Genomic DNA, 19,136 nt, shown 5'->3' with positions numbered 1-19,136 from the left:
TTTGGTTTAAAAATTTATTGTTCTTAAAGATAAAATATTTTCTAATACTTAACGAATATTTTTTTATTTGATGTGTTTAAAGTAATTTAAAAGCACTTCATCGTTGATTTTGCGCGGTGTAAAGATTTCCAGCAGTGAAGGTTGATCATTCAATGCATATAATTTATCTTTAGCTATAAGGCATTCTGCTTCATTATTAGCTGTTAGGTAGTTAAATCCATACATCTTACACAATTCTTTTGCCGTTAATTGATGTGTTGTCTCAAAAAATGCATCAAAATTATCAGTGTTTTTATCTCTATTAGGTAGAATTCTAAAAATACCTCCACCACTATTATTAATGACTATAATTTTAAAATCTTTAGGGATATAATCATTCCATAACGCATTACTATCGTAAAAGAAGCTCAAATCTCCTGTGATAAATGTAGTAGGTTGTTGCGTAGCTACAGCAGCTCCAATAGCTGTACTAGTGCTTCCATCTATGCCGCTTGTACCTCTGTTACAATATATAGAGAGGGTCTTATTTACATCAAATAATTGCGCATAACGTACAGCACTACTATTTCCTATTTGCAACATAGAGTTATTAGGAATTGCTGTAAGTATATGATCAAATGCTTTAAAATCGCACCATGGCATTTGTTCTATATATGATATGTGTAATTTATTACGCTTAGTACGTATAGATAACCAGTGCTTTTTATAATCACTAACTCCTTGTTTTAATTTGGGAATAATACACGAAAAAAAAGTATTTGGAGAGAATTCAAAATGTTTATTCAAACAAAAATAAGTGTCGTATGCTTTTTTAACATCTACATGCCAGTGGTGTTTTGGTTGATAATTTCGTAAAAAGGCTTTTATCTTTTTTGAAATAACCATCCCTCCAAACGTAAGTAAAATATCTGGTTGCAATTGTTTAAAACCTTCATCATCCAAAGATCCTATCATATTATCTATACGTGTAACAAAATCAGGATGTTCAATATTTGAGGTTGTTTCTGTAAAAACAATTACAGAAGGATCTGCTCCTAACCAATTGATAATTTCTTGATCTAATACATGAGGTGGATTAACGCCTACTAAAACTATTTTACGCGCTGCTTTATTCCAAATATCTGCAAAAGGTTCTAATGCTGCTTCGTTGATTTCTTGCTCAACTGGTCGTGGCGCTACTTGTATCGGAGTTACTGTTTTTTCTGCAACCATTTCATATAATGGCTCATAAAAAGGCACATTAATATGTACGGGACCATTATACGCTATTGCCATATTGAGCGCTTTATTAATCTCTTGTTCATTATGACGTCTACTCTCTACTATTTTCTGTTTGAGGTGTTTGTCAGTAATTGTCTCCACAGGAACAATTTCAGAGTATAAATTTGCCGAATACATAATGTGATTTTCAAACACATTCTTTTGGCGTATTGTTTGTCCATCGCCTATATCAATGCGCTCTACAGGCCTATCTGCACTTATTACTACTAATGGGATATCACTATAAAAAGCTTCGGCTATTGCGGGATAATAGTTAAGTAATGCACTTCCTGAAGTACATACAAGAGCTACAGGTTTTTGTATTTGTTGTGCAATCCCTAATCCGAAAAAAGCAGCACAACGCTCATCAACAATGCTATATGCTTTTATAGCTGGATTTTTAGTAAACTCTATTGTTAATGGAGCATTACGTGATCCTGGAGAGATCACAACTTGTGTTATTCCTTTACTTAAGCAAAGACTAACAATAGATTGTGCAACTGGTATTTTAGAGTGCTTCATTTGGTATTGTAAAAATACGACTCTCTAGTGATAATTCAACATAATATGTTAAAACAACACACTCCCCATGGTTTCCAGTTTGTGTCTAGTTTCTTCCCACTCTGCTTCCGGGATGCTAGCACTCGTAATACCACCTCCTATATAGACTTGCATTCCTTTTACCGTTTGTTCCATACAACGCAAATTCACAAAAAGATGAGTGCCTTTTTTGACACTTCTATAGGCTAGATTTTCTACATTACGTCTAGATGTAGAACGATGAGTTTCGTTTTTTAAATTAAGTTCACCTAAAAAACCTGTATAATAAGAACGGTCATAGTTTTCATGATCTATAATAAACGCTTTTGCTTTTTCTACGGGAAGTCCGCATACAGCAGGCGTAGGATGTAATGCATTGATCACTTCTTTTAAAGATACTTCTGTCTCATCTAATGTTGCAGAAATAGGAGTCTTTAAATGTAATAAGTTACCAGCTTTGTGATTTTCTACAGCTCCAACCGAAAGATTCTTGGTAAGTGGCTGTAATCGAGTAACGATTGTATCTGTTACTAGTTGCTGCTCTTCTTTTTCTTTTGCTCCCCAAATGATTTTATCATCCTGAGTATATCGTTGCGTGCCTGCAAGAGACATTGTATACAAAGTTCTATTCTTTATTTCCAATAAAGTTTCTGGAGTAGCGCCTAACCATAATCCAATACTAGGGTGATACCATATATAGACAAAAGCGGTGGTATATCTTTGTAATAGTTTTTTAAAAATTGTAATAGGATTTGTCAAGGTATCTGGAAAAGTACGCTTTCGCGAAAGCACAACCTTCTTTAAACCCCCTTCATTTATTTTTAATATTCCTTTTTGAACTAATTCAAGATGCTTCTCCTTCTCAAGAGTATCTTCATCTGGAAGTATCACTTCTGATAAATTATGCGTGACTCCAACTGTACTAAAGTTACAATCTATGCTATGCGTATCGGGAATAATGATACTTTTTTGGGTGTTATCAAAAGGAGCAAATACAAAACCACTTTCGGTAAAATCTTTGTTGTAATGTATGCTATTTTCTTCTTGATAGAAAGCTCGTAATTGTTTGCTATTAGGCTTTCTATAAGCTACAAAAGGAAGCGCATCATCAAATTGTTGTGTAATATGTTCAAAAAAAGAAACGTCCGTCATTATTTTTTAGGTAATGCAATTGTAGTAAGTTTTACTTTAGAAATTAAGGTCTCATTTTCATCTACAACATCTATATTCCATACCTGTGTTGTACGCCCTTTATGAATAAAGGTAGCCTTGGCATATACCATCCCATCTCGCTTACTTTTTACATGATTTGCAGAAATTTCAATACCTCTTACATACATATTTTCTCCATCTAAAAACATAAAGCTTGCGGCACTACCTACACTTTCTGCCAGTGCAACCATAGCACCGCCATGTAATACCCCATCTGGCTGATGTACTCTAGGAGTAACAGGCATTTGTGCTACAAGATAGTCTTCACCAAAATCAATATACTTGATTTCTAGTGTTTCCATCAACGTGTTTTTACAACTTTGAGCAAGTCTTTCAAGTATTTGTTCTTTAGTCAAATTCATTGCCGTATTTTTATACAACGAAGATACGATATATGAAAGCAAAGACCTTAGAAAATACGCGTGCAAAATTACTCCCTCTTGAACCTTTTCATTATAGAGATTTGCTCCCTCTTTCTAAAGAAGTAGATTTATACCAATTTGGATCATCAGATATTTCTACGCCCAAAAAATTAAAAAAATATATGAAGGAAGCCTTTGATAAAAAGGAACAAGGACTTGCGTTACCTTTTATTATATATGATAAAAAGCTTGAACGTTTTGCAGGCAGTACTCGTTTTGGAAATGTAGATAAAAAGAACAAAGTATTACATATAGGATGGACGTGGTTGGGAGACGATTTTCGCGGAAGCGGTTTAAACCATCATATCAAATATTTAATGCTTCATTATGCCTTTGAAAAACTATATTATGAAAAGGTAGAATTCCGAATTGATGAACGTAACACACGCTCTAGGCGTGCTGTCGAAAAAATAGGAGGTGTTCTGGAAGGCATCTTACGCAAGAATATTATTACAAAAGAAGATTTTAGGCGTAGTTCTGCTTGTTATGGGATTTTACGGGAGGAATGGCCTACTATCAAAGACACTATTTTTAAAGATATTAAGAAAAAATAAGCCTTTATATATACTATTTATAATGGTTTATTCGCTTTCGCGAAAATGTATACAGAATGACAGAAAATCAAATTTCATACACACATACAAACACGTACACAACACTTAACTCCTTTACGGCCGCAACCAAAAATGTTTGGTTGGTTTTTCATGGCATGGGATATCTTACCAAGTATTTTATAAAACATTTTGAAGGTCTGGATAAAGAAGAGAATTATATAATTGCTCCCCAGGCACCTAGCAAATACTACCAAGACAAGCGTTTTAAATATGTAGGTGCTAGCTGGCTCACCAAAGAAAATACAGCACTAGAAAAAGAAAATATTCTCAATTATATAGATGCGGTTTGGGAAGCTGAATCTAAAAAGTGGGAAGGACAAGCAGTAAACCTCATCCTTATGGGATACTCTCAAGGAGTTTCTATTGTCACACGATGGGCTAGTAGTAGAAATATAGATTGTAAACATCTTTTGTTACACTCTGGTGCGATTCCACATGAATTAATACCATCAGATTTTGAATACCTCTCTCCTACTGCTACGGTTACGTATCTCTATGGAGATAAAGATGAATATATCAATGAGGCTCGTAAAACAGAACAACAATTAAAAGGAACTGCACTTTTTGGAGATAGACTTCAAGTGGAAGTTTTTGATGGGATACATGAAGTGAATGAAACGTTTATAAACTCTAATTTTTAAAAATGCACCTTAACTTTTTATAACTTTTTGAACAAATTGACTACTTCCATTAGTAAATTTTACAAAATATAACCCAGACTCAAATGATGAGAAATTAATATCTATATGTATCGTATTAATAATGTCTTTGTGTATAAGTCTTCCTGAACTATCAAATAGTTCATACTTCCCATTTATAAATTCTTGCATATTAGAAACTTTAAGATAATCATCTACTGGATTAGGGTACGCTTTTATATGGGAAATAGATTCTTCTTCTATTGCTAAAGGATGTTGTCCTTCTTCTATCTCGATAGCCTGATTAATAGTTATATTCTCAACACGATCAATAATACCACTTGGCCAATACACTTCTACTGCATCAATATTTGTAGCGCTTCCCAATCCAAAAAACTCTGTACCACTATTTTGGCTTATATATCCTTCTCCACAAAGCGTATAATTATAATGCTCCTCACCATTTGCAGTCACTTTAATTACGGCGCCAATTCCCATGGTATTACTCACTGTCCCTTGTAATTTAACCTTAAGCCAAGAATTATCATTAGCAACTATATTTTGTAACAAATAAATAGGATCATTTACTGCATTAAGAACAATTACATCTGGATAACCGTCATTATTAATATCTCCTATAGCATTACCATAACTCCATTCTTGATCATTTTCTAAGCCTGTATCACTAGGAATAGAATAAGAACCATTTGTATTTTGTTCATAATATGTAGTGATTTGAGAACTGTTAGAAAGAGTTCCATTAGATGCTACAAATAAATCTTTATCCCCATCATTATCAGCATCTAAAAAAGTAGCTCCCCAACTTACCCCTTGAAAACTCACTCCTTTTTCTACCGAAACTTCATTAAAAGTATTATTCCCATTATTAGTCAAAAAAGCACTCCCTGGCACCGTATTATATCCTTCACAGGTTCCATTCCAATTAGTAACAAAAATATCTAAATAGCCATCATCATTATAGTCATCAATGGTTGTAGACATAGCTAGCATTTCTAAAGCTACACCCGCTTCATTACTAACATTTATGAATGATCCATCACCATCATTACTATAAAGAATATTTTCCCAGGGGCAAAAATTATTTGCTAAATAAATATCCAGATCCCCATCATTATCATAGTCAAAAAAAGAAGCACAAAACGTATTATAGCCTTCTGTTTCTAGACCTGCTTCCATACTCACATCAGTAAACGTTCCATCTCCATTATTATGAAATAACATACTGGGTAATGTACTGCTCATCATACTAAGAAATACATCTAAAAAGCCATCATTATCATAATCCCCCCAAGAAGAGCTCCATAATCCTTCTTGTGCAACTCCAGTAAAACCAGCAGTATTTATAATATTCGTAAAATTGAAATTTCCATCATTCCTATAAAACCAAATAGCACCTTCCTCACTGACTCCAAAAAAATCTGCGTCATTATCATTATCAAAGTCTACCCAAATAGCTTGCTTTGCAGGGATACCATTACTCGTAATAGGTAATTCAATAGCAGTAAAGATTCCATTTATATTTCTAAAAAACTGAAAATCTTTATTGGTTGATGCTGGTAGTGTAATATCATCCCAACCATCGTTATCAAAATCATAAAAAGATATTCCAGCACCATAGGTAGTATCATCTCCATAAATAGCACCATCACCCGTAATGAGTGTTGATTCTCTTTTTATAAAAACACTTTGCGCTTTATTAGACAAAGGAATTAATACAAATAAAGCTAGAAGCACATACGATAGATAGGTAGTAGTTGTTCTCATAAAAAGATGTTTTGATTTCATAAATGAATACACCTTTATGTCTCTAAAATAAAAAAAGGTTGCGTTATATAACATCAAAAAGGCTATCACAAATGGTGATAGCCTTTTTAGTTCTTAACTATTGTTTTCTTTAGAAAGTAAATACATCAAGCGATGCATTATTACTTACAACGATATAATGCTCTTTACCATTTATTATAACAGTTTCAATGTCCTTAGAATCTCTATCTATAAAAGGATCATACTTTTTGGTATGTTTAAAATTTCCTTTTCCATCACCTAATAATACATAGCCATAGTTACTATCATAACGTATGGTTTCTACCTCTGCATCATAAATAGCACCTACTCCTATAATATCTAGAAATCCATCGTTATTGAAATCTTTACTTAGCATAGATAATGTAGGTCCAACTTGAGCTTGGTTAGGTAGTACTTTTACATCAAAATACCCATTCCCATTATTTTGAAGATAAACAGATTCAAATATATGAGCTTTTAATTCATATGCTCCTTTGAGTCTATCTTCTCCATATATATCTTTGATTCCTAAATTTGCAAATTCTTTGTAACTCCCTATTTTCTCTAATAAAAAAGGGTTTTGTTCTGAACTACATTCTTTTCCTCGTACAGGAACTACTTTACCATTTGCTATTTTACTAAGTGCTACATCAAAGCTTCCATTATCATCAAAATCTTTTCCATAAATCGTGATCGGTTTTTTAGAACTAGGGTGAAATTTATTGTTCTTCCCAATATTACCAAGTACATAATCTTGATCTCCGTCATTATCAAAATCGTTTGCTACAACACTAAACCACCAACCTTCAGTATTTTCTAACCCATCTATGGTTATGTCTTTATCAAAATTGCCGTTATTATTTGTAAAGAATGTAGGTTGCATCCATTCTCCTGCAACAAGTAAATCTAAATCTTGATCATTGTCATAATCTGTAAAAATAGCTTCAGACACCATTCCTATTTCAGACAAAGCAATACTTGCATTTGCGTCTTTTGTAAATTTCCCATTGGTATTTTTAAGAAGATATGACTCTGGAGATACAGGATATTTCCCTGGAATAACATTTCCTCCTACAAATAAATCTTGATCTCCATCATTGTCATAATCACCTGCAATAATACTTTTACCAGAAGTACGCATTGTAGGTAAGGCTTGCGAATTTTTTTTAAAGTTTCCGTTCCCGTCATTAATATACAAACGGTCTTGTAATAAGGGACTATTTTCTGATAACTCATACCCAGCACTTACTACATACAAATCTTGATCTTGATCTCCATCTATATCTACAAAAAGTGCATTAGCATCTTCATACCTTGCTTCTTTTTGCCATAAGGCTTGGTTTGTTTTCACGAAAGTGCCATTATTATTTTGCACAAAAAGAGCAGCTTCTGCTCCTAGTGCATTTCCCACAAACACGTCTTCTAATCCGTCATTATTAATATCTCCTTTGGCAATTCCAGTACCTTTTGTTGATTGTTTTTGAGGAAGTAACAACTGTTTATCGTAGTCGTTAAAATTATTTTCAATGTGTTTGTAATTAAGTCCTAATGAGGAAGCATCTTTTTTTGCAGTAATAGACTCATATTGCTTTAAGGGAGCATCATCAAGAATCGCACCTGCATATGCAATTGTAATTTTTTTATTGGCATCTACCTGATTCAAGGTTGTTTTTTTACCATCTGGCCATTGTACTACAATCTCATCTACTATAGTATAATCATCCAAACCAAAATGCAAGGTTGGGGTCACTGAAGATTGAAATCCTCTAGTGATGTATTTTTTTTGATGCTGTACACGCTCACCATTTTTCACGTATACCTCAGCTCCTATTCCTTGCTTATTTGTAGCTGGTCCATCTAATATAATTTGGATTGCATTTACATTGGCATTATTTCTATAAAGACCTATCTCATCATTTATATTATTAACGATAAGATCTAAATCCCCATCATTATCAAAATCGGCATAAGCCGCTCCGTTTGAAAAATTTGGATCTTCTAATCCCCATTCTTTAATCACTTTTTGGAATGTAAGATCTCCATTATTCTTATAAATATAATTGTCCAACTTTTCAGAAGGCATCATATCTAAGACTGATTGTAAAGACACTGGTTTTCCTTCTTGGTCTAATGCCTCTAACTGATTTCTAAAATCCTGATTATGATAATCTTTATAGACACCATTAGACACAAAAATATCTTTCAGGCCATCATTATCAAAATCGGCGAGTAATGGAGCCCAACTCCAATCTGTTTTTACAACACCACTTAATTGTCCTGTTTCTTTAAATTTCCCATTTCCTTCATTAAAATGAAGCATATTAGCCATATAGGCATGATGATAGCCGACACGAACTAGCGTATTAAAATTTTCAGTACTCATAGACTTCATATTCTCTTTACTTCTTGCATAGTTTTCGGCAAGCATATCAACAGTTACAAGATCTTCAAAACCATCATTATTTAAATCGGCATAATCTGATCCCATACTATTAAAAGAAATATGATTTACTCTTATAGTCGCTTCATTCTTAAATGTTCCATCCTTTTGATTGATGTACATCATATCAGGCTCTAAATAATCATTAGACACATAAATATCATCCCAACCATCGTTATTAAAATCTCCTACAGCACCAGAGAGGCCCCATGTTTTATTATAAATCCCTGCTTGGTGGGTAACTTTTATAAAGTGAGTTCCATCATTACGATATAATTGATCACTAGTAATCTCTTCTTTGGCTCTTTGAATCGCTCCACTGATTGCTACATTATTCTTAAAATCATATCTATAATTTAAAACATATAAATCTAGATCTCCATCATTATCATAATCTAAGGAATAGGCTTGCGTGCTATAACCAGGATCATCAACTCCCCATTTGCTTGCTTCTTCTTTAAAGATTCCATTTCCTTGATTTACATAGAGTTTATTTCTTCTTGCATCATCATTGTCAAGGGAACCTGCTTTTGACACATAAATATCTAACCAGCCATCATTATTAATATCCAACATGGTTGCCCCTGTAGTAAATCCCATTTCATCTGTTAATTGCGCATGACTTGTAATATCTTCAAATTGAAAATTCCCTTTATTTTTATATAATTTATTAGGTCCAAAATTTGCAGTTAAATAAATATCATCTAAGCCATCATTATCTACATCTCCTACTGCGACACCCGCTCCAGTATATAAATATGGGTAGTTTAAAAAGTTATATCCTAAATCTTCTCTTATTATATTTTTAAAAGATATGTTACTCGTAGTTGTTTCTACTTTAGTATATAACGTCTTTGCTCCATCTGTATATGTACCATCCTTAAGGACAGCACTTTGGTTTTCTGAACAAGATACTATCAGAAACAGACCACATAACAGAATAATTACATTTTTACATTTCATATGAAAGATATTTATTTTGTATTGTGAAGGATTATCTTTAAATATCCTAGCGATTTTATAATAATAAAAGTACTCTGTTTTTAACATAGGATAGAATACGTAGTACTACGTATTCTATAAGTAATAACACGTATAATAAATAGAAAAAGCCTTGACATATATGCCAAGGCTTAAATTTCATCATTACCTTAATTATTATTTTTCATTCTCTTCTATCCATCTGCGTTTACGTTTTTCATATAAACGTTCTTTTTTCAACATACGAAGATTTCTTTCATCACTAATAATGCTGCTTCTAGTAGCGGCATCATTTGATACTGGCATAAATGTAGGAGGCGGAATATCTCCATCACAGAAACCAATAGACCATGAATTTAAGCTACCAGCCGTATTATTCTCATCACAAATAGAAAGTGTCCAGTCACCAGTCACCGTTTCTCCGTCAAAAGCAGCTGCAAATGTACCACCAAAAGGCTGTGTTTCGAGAGCATTTACATTTATTGGATCTCCTCCGTCACGAAATACAGCATTAATTCCATTGGACGCATCTGCAGCGCTAGCTAGTTGTAAAGAAGTACCTTCTGGTGATGTTAATGTTATATTTACAGAAGGGCTAGAAAAAGCACTTTCTATATATACAACACTCACATTATCAATATCTGCATCTGTTCCTATAGTACCTGTTGCCGTAGATGTAGCCACAAAGTCATTCCCTGTTGGGCAATTACCTACATCACCTGATGCTCCAGCAAAATCGGTTATTGTACCACCACATACTGGTGCGGGATCTACACAGGAAACAGCAAGCTCAAAGGGTCCTAAATCATCATCAGAAAATCCTTCTATTAAGATAATATATTCTACTCCCAATGATGCTATAAATATAAGTTGTGAGTTCCCTCCTGGTCCACATGCAGCAGCGTTGTCATCATTTTGAGTAATTTCTGCACCGTCACAAGAATCAAAAATTCGTATACGAGTATCAAATCCAGAACCACACGTAGAAACTGTTACTGCTTGACCTTCTACAGTTCCTGTAAATGTATAGAATACATCAGGTCCATCATTCATTGTGGTATCTGTAGCTAATAATGTATTTCCTGAAACGGATTCACCACAAGTTATAGCAAATGCATTTTCACATAAATCATTTCCAGGAACAGTCGGTACAGAAGCTTCTGCAAGACAGAAACCTGTACTTTCATCAAAAATATTATTGATAATTTGGATAATTAAGTCATCTCCTATTGACCATCCTGAAAGGGTTGTTCCTCCAAAGAAACTTCCTTCTGCACATGCAATAAATGCTCCTGTACTATCTCTAATAATGATATCTTCATTGGCTTCGTTACTTATTTGCTCAGCTCTAAATACTAAAGCATCAGAAGTTGCTGTCCAACTATAGAAAACATCTCTTACTGTTGTCGTTGAAGAACACGTTGTGTCTCCAGTAAGACCACTATCTGTAAATTCCGAAATATCTAGTGTGAAATTTGGCGAAATACAATTCGCAGCTGTTCCTTCTGCTGTTGGTGTAATAGGAATTGCTGTTTGTATGTAATCCCCCGGAGTCGTACATACATTATCTGTTGTCCATGTTCCAGAAGATACTCCTGCCGTCCAAGTTCCAGATGCAGCAGAACAATTTGAAATATCTAAATACGTATGAGATCCTGTCCAAGTAATAGCAACTCCTTGTGACATATATGCACCTCCTATTGTACAAGTAGTTACATCATCTACTGTATTACATCCGCTTTGCTCATTACCCGTTGCAGATCCATAATCTACAGTATCAAATATAGACTGTGTCGTAATGTCTGTATCATTTCCTGATCCATCACCTGTATTAAAAATAATACTCCAAGTACCTGATCCTCCTATTGCAGAAGTAAAACTTCCAGTGAGAGGAACTACTGCTCCTCTAACATCTTCTTTTACTACTTTAATAAGTGCTGCTTTGTCCTCATCAATGGCATCTGTTATTATAGGGTTACTTCCATCTTCATCAACCCTAAAATTAAATGAAGAATGATCAGAAGAAAAAGAGATATCCATTCCTCCTAATGCTCTTGTCCCATGAATAATACCTTTGTATTCCTCTACAGTTCCATCTATTTTTTCTAAGGTAGCTTTTGCATATTGAGAATTTATAATTTTAATCTCAACGACACCACGTTCTTCACTATCAGAAGTGGAAAAAACTCCTTTATACATTCCTAAAGATGTTCCTTGATATCTACCAAAATCTGTTGCAAGATCTGTATTTTCATTTATCAAAGAATCTTCAACTACTAACTCTTCCTTTGAGCAAGAAAAAAGTACTCCCAATAAAAAGAGAGATGTAAAAAATTTAGCTAATTTCATAATTTATTAGTTTGTTGTTAAATATGTATTTTGATGACATATTTTCAAACTGTAAAATTACTCTGCATTTATTTTATTCGAAATACGTACTAGCACGTATTATATACGTATTAGTATGTATTCATGGGGCTAGTATAGTGTATAATTCATTATAATTTAATCAACTTTGTAGTTTGCGTAAGTTGATTATTAGTGAAGTAGGATACAAAGTAAGTCCCTTTATATAAGTTGTCAGTAGATACTTGTATCTCATTACTTTGTATAGGGTATGATGCTATTAATTGCCCAAGGATATTATATACTTTAATCTCATCACGATCTCCAATAATTTTAGGAACTTTTATAGTAACCATATCACTTGTAGGATTCGGATATACTTGTAATTTAAAATTATTTTCTAGGTCTTCTAAAGACAAAGGAAACTCTCCTTCTGTAATCGTAAGTGTTTGATTTACCTCTACATCTTCTATAAAATCTACATGACCACTTAACCATGTGATTTTTACATAATCAATAACACTAGCCTCTTCCACACCAAAAGACTCTGTATCTGAATTTTGACTTAAATAGCTTTCTACACTAGCAGTGACTCTATATTGTTTTTCTCCATTTACACTAATCTCGATTCTAGATCCATACCCATCACGATTACTCTCTACTCCTTCAAGATGTACTTTTAACCAATTATTAGGTACCAGTTCATGATACCTATTATTCCATAAGTCAAACGTATACGGTTCTCTATTAGCTACCACAAGATCTAAATATCCATCATTATTATAATCGCCTGAAGCATTTCCAAAAGAATGCGCTAAATCTGTTTCAAAACCATAGCTTAAGACTCTTGTAAATAACTCACTTTCATTTTGATAATAAAAAGCAGCTGACACCTCTCCATTGTCATTTGTATCATCAACACCACTTACATATAAATCAAGCCTTCCATTATTATCCATATCTATAAAACTTGCTCCCCAAGATATTCTATCAAAACTTACCCCCGATGAAGTTGCTATTTCTGAAAAAGAACCATCACCGTCATTCTTCATCAATGCATTTGCAGGAACAGGAAAATTAGAATCATAAGCAGTATTCGTTATATATACATCTATAAAGCCATCTGCATTATAATCGTCTAATCCTACAGACATAGCATCCATTACATATCCTGCTTCTGCCTGTAGGGTCATATCTGTAAATGTTCCATCACCATTATTATGATATAAAATATTAGGAGTAACTTTTCTGTCATTTATAAGGAAAATATCTAACCATCCATCATTATTATAATCAAAAAATGTCCCTTGAAACGTAATCATACTTACATCTCCAATTCCAGATAGTCCATTGACATTTTCAAAGGTTTCATCTCCATTATTTCTAAATAACATATTTGGTATGACCTGATCTAAATCTCTATTACTCAAAAAAAGATCCAAATCACCATCATTATCATAGTCCCCCCAAGAACCGCTATTTGTTTGAAGAACAACATCAGGAAGGCCTGCCGTTACTGTAATATCGGTAAAGATAAAATCATCATTTCTGTAGAGTCTATTTTTATATTCTTCACTAGCTACAAAAAGATCTTTATCTCCGTCATTATCAAAATCAATCCAAACAGCTTGTTTTAAAGACATAGGGAGCTGATCTAATTCATAGGTAACTTCTTCAAAGATTCCATTTATATTTTTGAAAAAACCTATAGAATCTCCATTATCTCCAGATACTGTGATATCATCCCATCCATCATTATCAAAATCACAAAAAGAAACTCCAGTTCCAAAAAAGACAGCATTTGAAAAATTAAAATTTACATCTTCCGAAACCTCCTCAAAAAGTACTTGACTATATCCGAATAAAGACGATAACAAACAAAATAAAAAAGTAGTGTAAGAATACTTCATAAATCTATCCTATTAAATCATATTTCCATGATTAAACTTCCAAATCATGTACTTTCATAATTTTATTTAGTAGGATTAGTTATCAGCAAACTAGACAGTTAAATTAATAAAAAAAATAAAAAACGCTAGATATTTACACAAAGTTTTTTTGATAAAAAAGAATTTTGCTTAGCGCGAAAATAAAGAAGCACATTGTCACTCTAGAGAGGTAAAATCAAAGTATACCATTTCGCGAAAGCTGAAAACAAAAAATACCTCCAGAAAAATATTTCCTAGAGGTATTATAGCTTACAAAGATCAGCCCACACATGGGAGATCAATTCATTTATTTTCGCTTAAAGCGAAAACAAAAACCTCCAGATAGTTTAATACTACCTAGAGGCTTTATATACATAATCTGTGAAGATACCCACCTACGTGGGTATAAGTGATTCACACACTTTCGCTTAAAGCGAAAGTGGTTCTCTACTTACTTCACTTCTTCAAAATCTACATCTTCTACATCGCTAGATTCATCTCCTGCTCCAGCATTTCCTCCTGCTTGTGCATCAGGTCCTGGTTGCGCTTGATCTCCTCCTTGCGCTTCTGCTTGTGCTTTATACATTTCTTCAGAAGCTGCTTTCCATGCTTCATTGATAGCATCTAGCTTTGGTTGAATAGTATCTACATCTTTTGTTTCAAAAGCTGTTTTTAATTCAGCAAGAGCATCTTCAATTGGTTTTTTCTTATCATCAGATAATTTATCACCAAATTCTTTTAACTGCTTTTCTGTTTGGAAAATCATTCCATCAGCTTCATTGATCTTATCTGCAGTTTCTTTTGCTTTTGCATCTGCATCGGCATTTGCTTCAGCCTCTGCTTTCATCTTAGCGATTTCATCTTCAGTAAGTCCTGATGATGCTTCAATACGAATATCCTGAGACTTGTTTGTCGCTTTATCTGTAGCACTTACTTTGATAATTCCGTTTGCATCAATATCAAATGTTACTTCAATTTGTGGTGTACCACGTTGTGCTGGTGGAATTCCATCAAGGTGAAAACGTCCAATAGTTTTATTATCTGCTGCCATAGCGCGTTCTCCTTGTAATACATGGATCTCTACTGATGGCTGATTATCTGCTGCTGTTGAGAATACTTGTGATTTCTTAGTAGGAATCGTTGTATTTGCTTCAATAAGTTTTGTAAATACATTCCCCATTGTCTCAATACCTAATGAAAGTGGTGTTACATCAAGAAGTAATACATCTTTCACATCTCCTGTAAGTACTCCCCCTTGTATAGCAGCTCCTACCGCTACAACCTCATCTGGGTTTACTCCTTTTGAAGGTGCTTTTCCAAAGAATTTTTCTACAGCTTCTTGTACTGCTGGGATACGAGTAGATCCTCCTACTAGAATGATCTCATCAATATCTCCTGTACTTAATCCTGCCGCTTTAAGTGCTGTTTGGCAAGGCTCTATGGTTCTTTTTACTAAATCATCAATAAGTGCTTCAAACTTTGCACGGCTTAATGTACGTACTAAGTGCTTTGGCCCGCTTGCCGTAGCTGTTACGTATGGTAAATTAATCTCTGTTTGTGTAGAAGAAGAAAGTTCAATTTTTGCTTTCTCAGCAGCTTCTTTAAGACGTTGTAAAGCCATTGGGTCTTCACGTAGGTCCATACTTTCATCTGCTTTAAACTCTTCTGCTAACCAATTAATGATTTTTTGATCTACATCATCTCCTCCTAAGTGTGTATCTCCATCGGTAGCAAGTACTTCAAATACACCATCTCCTAATTCTAGAATAGATACATCATGTGTTCCTCCTCCAAAGTCAAATACTACAATCTTTTGATCGCTATCTTTTTTATCAAGTCCATATGCTAGTGCTGCTGCTGTAGGCTCGTTAATAATACGCTCTACTTTAAGACCTGCAATCTCTCCAGCTTCTTTTGTTGCTTGACGTTGACTGTCATTAAAGTAAGCTGGTACTGTAATTACGGCACGTGTTACATCTTGTCCTAAGTAATCTTCTGCAGTTTTCTTCATTTTCTGAAGTGTCATTGCAGACAATTCTTGTGGTGTATATAAACGACCATCTATATCTACTCTAGGTGTATCGTTATCTCCTTTTACTACTTTATAAGCAGAACGTTCTGCTTCTTTTGAGCTTTCACTGTATTTATTTCCCATAAAACGCTTGATAGAAGCGATGGTTTTTGTTGGGTTTGTTACAGCTTGTCTTTTTGCTGGATCTCCTACTTTAATTTCTCCTCCTTCTACAAACGCAATTACAGATGGTGTCGTACGTTTACCCTCAGCATTAGGGATCACTGTAGGCTCGTTACCTTCCATAACAGCGACGCACGAATTGGTAGTTCCTAAGTCAATTCCTATGATTTTACTCATTATATTATAGTGTTTAAGTGTTATTTAAATTTTTCTACACTACACAATAGTCAATCATTATGCCACTGCTTATAAGCTGACAAGCTGTCATTTTTTGCTTTCGCGAAAGCAGAAAAAACAATCTTAAAAATCGTTTTATCCCTTTATACGCCTATTTTCATCAGTTCTCGCCACTGTGTCGTATATCTAGGACTTCGCTCCTTTTTAATCAGTTCCCACTCTTCGACACGGGTTCCAATCATGGCAGAAGAAACCGTTGTCTTCCCAAATTTTCTATTCAATACATCTAGCGTATGCATCAGATTACTGTCTGAAATCTTAGAACGCTTTTCAAAAAGATTTCCCTGTACATAATGTTCTGGAATTAATCCTGTCAAGTTTACAGCAACTTTTTTATATCGAAATCCTGGTTTGTAAATATGATGTAATGCCTTACGTGCTTGTGCAATCAGTGCAAATGTATCATTAGTAGGAATAGGCATCGTTACTGTGATACGATTAGAATATTGCTTATCTATAGTACTATGATAATTTGTATACACAGCTACATGTATATAGGTAGCGCATGATTTTTGTGCTCGTAATACTTCTGCTACTTCTGTGATATAATACGCACACGCCTCTTCTATTCTTCCTAAATCAGGCAATTTTTGACCAAAGGACTTTGCGGTGCCAATCGCTTTTTTAGGATTAGGAACTGCCATAAACTCCAAACAGGACTCCCCTCTTAGCTCTTTCCATAACCGTTCTCCAACTACAGTCATTTCTTTACGTACCCAAGCTAGTGGTAATTTGACAAAATCTATCGCTTTAAAAACACCTATGGCTTGCAATCGTTTTACATGTTTTCTTCCAATTCCCCATATATCACCTATATCTGCCCACTCCAATGCTGCTATACGTTTAGCATCGGTATCCATAACATACACATGCTCATGTTTAGGAATTTTTTTTGCCATACGATTGGCCAGTTTAGCTAATACTTTGGTAGGAGCAATCCCTACACCTACCGGCAAACCAGTATACCTATAGATACGCTCTTTAATCTCAAATCCATACATACGCATATCTATATATGATAATCCTTTTACATCCAGAAAAGCCTCATCAATACTATAGACCTCTACAGAAGGAGAAAATGTCTCTAATATATTCATGACTCGTTGTGACATTTCTCCATACAAGGTATAATTGGAAGAAAAAAAAGTTACCTTATTTTCTATGAGAATATGTTTGATTTTATAAACGGCTTCAAACATAGGAATATGAGCCAGTTGTTTTGCCTCTTTATTTGCTGCAATAATACACCCGTCATTATTACTTAATACAACGACTGGTTTTCCCCATAAATCAGGCCTAAACACCTGCTCACATGAAGCATAAAAGCTATTACAATCTACCATCGCTATCATCGTACATGATGTATTATATACGTGATGACACCCCATAAAACAAACGTCTCTTGTGTTTTATCAAAAGGAATACGTATCACCTTAAACCCTCCGTCTTGTACAACTAATGCCAAATCATCAAAATTGGGTAGTAATGATCTATCTATAATAAGTACATCTTTATCTAAAATGGAAAACGTTTTCCAAGCATCTCCACGTACACGTACATAAAATGTTGCATCTTTATGAATAGAAAGTTCTTCATTAAGATCAATAGGAGCTTCCATATAATGAGTAGCTGCACTAGGAAATCCTGTCTGTTTTGACACTTCTGCCTCATGACGATCTTTCGTAGGCTTAACTTTTCCTGATGCTCCAATTTCCATGATGTAAAAATATGGAAATTTTCCAATAATAAAGAATAATTCCATTAGTAACATTTTGATACTTTCGTATACTAATGCTACAATCAAAGTAACTATATGACCTCTAGCCAAAAAACACGTCTTCTTTTTAAAACATTTTTAAAAATGTGGGGATTATACATCCTCTTTTTTATCATTATTGGCGTATGTAGCTTTTGGATTCCTGAGCTCAAAACAGATACTTATGAAGATTCAACCCTAAATGATCTTTTACAAAACAACCCTTTTAAACTTTTTGTGTTGGCCTGTATTTTTGCGCCCATCGTAGAAGAAATGATGTTCCGCACACTCATTAAACCTACGCATACAGATCTTATATTATTTATAAGCTCGTGGCCCGTTTTTATAGGACTTCGTTTTCTTCCTAAAGATATCCATTGGGGAATCATACTTGCCTTTGGGGCCGTACTTCTCTTTACGATATACTATATTTTAAAACACCTGATTACAGAGCAAAAAACAGTACGATTACGTAATTTTCTTCATAAACACCTAACCGTCATGTTAGTGTTTGTCTCTATCATTTTTGGGCTTGTACATATTAATAATTATGTAGACACTTTTGTGATTGATCTAGCCTTATTTGTTCTTATTGTACCACGTATCATTTCAGGATTTATGATGGGTTGGATCAAGATTAAGAATCAAGGACTCATTTGGTCTATGGGGCTCCATTTTATGAACAATGCCTTTGTAGTAGGAATCGGGATATGGGCAAGTGAAAAAACAAGTCTATTATCTCAGGTTGCCTTATCTTTATAA

At 34.1% G+C, this 19,136-nt stretch carries 13 protein-coding genes; 3 read left to right on the top strand and 10 right to left on the bottom strand.

The genetic code is table 11. The features are described 5' to 3' along the window. Positions 1-63 precede the first annotated feature (63 nt). From menD to CHB80_RS10435, 3 genes are read right to left on the bottom strand one after another with little or no spacing between them, the layout of a single operon-like run. A complete protein-coding gene (menD, locus tag CHB80_RS10445) occupies positions 64-1,782 on the bottom strand; it encodes a 2-succinyl-5-enolpyruvyl-6-hydroxy-3-cyclohexene-1-carboxylic-acid synthase (RefSeq protein WP_089371417.1) in 1,719 nt (572 codons plus the stop codon). Between the two features lie 48 nt (positions 1,783-1,830). After that, a complete protein-coding gene (locus CHB80_RS10440; RefSeq protein ID WP_089371416.1) occupies positions 1,831-2,952 on the bottom strand; it encodes a chorismate-binding protein in 1,122 nt (373 codons plus the stop codon). Next, on the bottom strand, positions 2,952-3,374 hold the full coding sequence (locus CHB80_RS10435) for a PaaI family thioesterase (protein ID WP_089371415.1): 423 nt from the start codon (positions 3,372-3,374) through the stop codon (positions 2,952-2,954). Before CHB80_RS10435 ends, CHB80_RS10440 begins: the two co-directional genes overlap by 1 nt. Positions 3,375-3,406: 32 nt before the next feature. Here CHB80_RS10435 and CHB80_RS10430 point away from each other — a divergent pair, with 32 nt between their 5' ends. Next, positions 3,407-3,988, top strand: coding sequence for a GNAT family N-acetyltransferase (locus CHB80_RS10430; RefSeq protein WP_089371414.1), 582 nt, complete (start codon positions 3,407-3,409; stop codon positions 3,986-3,988). A gap of 56 nt (positions 3,989-4,044) precedes the next feature. Then, positions 4,045-4,689 (top strand): alpha/beta hydrolase, encoded by a 645-nt coding sequence (locus CHB80_RS10425; protein WP_089371413.1) that lies wholly within the window; start codon positions 4,045-4,047, stop codon positions 4,687-4,689. 9 nt (positions 4,690-4,698) lie between these two features. Here CHB80_RS10425 and CHB80_RS10420 read toward each other — a convergent pair whose 3' ends face one another. The 7 genes from CHB80_RS10420 to CHB80_RS10390 all read right to left on the bottom strand — a co-directional run bounded on the left by CHB80_RS10420 (position 4,699) and on the right by CHB80_RS10390 (position 18,380). Further along, positions 4,699-6,471, bottom strand: a complete 1,773-nt coding sequence (locus CHB80_RS10420; protein WP_179218130.1) for an FG-GAP-like repeat-containing protein — start codon at positions 6,469-6,471, stop codon at positions 4,699-4,701. Positions 6,472-6,601: 130 nt separating this feature from the next. Further along, positions 6,602-9,895, bottom strand: a complete 3,294-nt coding sequence (locus CHB80_RS10415) for a VCBS repeat-containing protein (RefSeq protein ID WP_089371411.1) — start codon at positions 9,893-9,895, stop codon at positions 6,602-6,604. Between the two features lie 195 nt (positions 9,896-10,090). Next, complete coding sequence (locus CHB80_RS10410; RefSeq protein ID WP_089371410.1) at positions 10,091-12,262, bottom strand: proprotein convertase P-domain-containing protein; 2,172 nt, start codon at positions 12,260-12,262, stop codon at positions 10,091-10,093. Positions 12,263-12,411: 149 nt separating this feature from the next. Then, the gene (locus CHB80_RS10405) at positions 12,412-14,169 is read right to left on the bottom strand and encodes an FG-GAP-like repeat-containing protein (RefSeq protein ID WP_089371409.1); all 1,758 of its coding nucleotides are present in this window, start codon (positions 14,167-14,169) and stop codon (positions 12,412-12,414) included. Between the two features lie 469 nt (positions 14,170-14,638). Further along, positions 14,639-16,558 (bottom strand): molecular chaperone DnaK, encoded by a 1,920-nt coding sequence (dnaK, locus tag CHB80_RS10400; RefSeq protein WP_089371408.1) that lies wholly within the window; start codon positions 16,556-16,558, stop codon positions 14,639-14,641. Between the two features lie 143 nt (positions 16,559-16,701). Continuing rightward, positions 16,702-18,006, bottom strand: a complete 1,305-nt coding sequence (locus CHB80_RS10395; RefSeq protein ID WP_229746835.1) for a Y-family DNA polymerase — start codon at positions 18,004-18,006, stop codon at positions 16,702-16,704. Further along, positions 17,967-18,380, bottom strand: a complete 414-nt coding sequence (locus CHB80_RS10390) for a S24 family peptidase (protein ID WP_229746834.1) — start codon at positions 18,378-18,380, stop codon at positions 17,967-17,969. Before CHB80_RS10390 ends, CHB80_RS10395 begins: the two co-directional genes overlap by 40 nt. A gap of 51 nt (positions 18,381-18,431) precedes the next feature. Here CHB80_RS10390 and CHB80_RS10385 point away from each other — a divergent pair, with 51 nt between their 5' ends. Further along, positions 18,432-19,136: a CPBP family intramembrane glutamic endopeptidase gene (locus CHB80_RS10385; RefSeq protein ID WP_089371406.1), complete on the top strand. Its 705-nt coding sequence runs from the start codon at positions 18,432-18,434 to the stop codon at positions 19,134-19,136.

It is taken from the genome of Dokdonia pacifica (genome assembly GCF_900188275.1).
Taxonomy (GTDB): Bacteria; Bacteroidota; Bacteroidia; order Flavobacteriales; family Flavobacteriaceae; genus Dokdonia; species Dokdonia pacifica.
The sequence above is the reverse complement of the archived record's forward strand: the minus strand, read 5'-3'. Positions and strand labels throughout refer to the sequence as shown.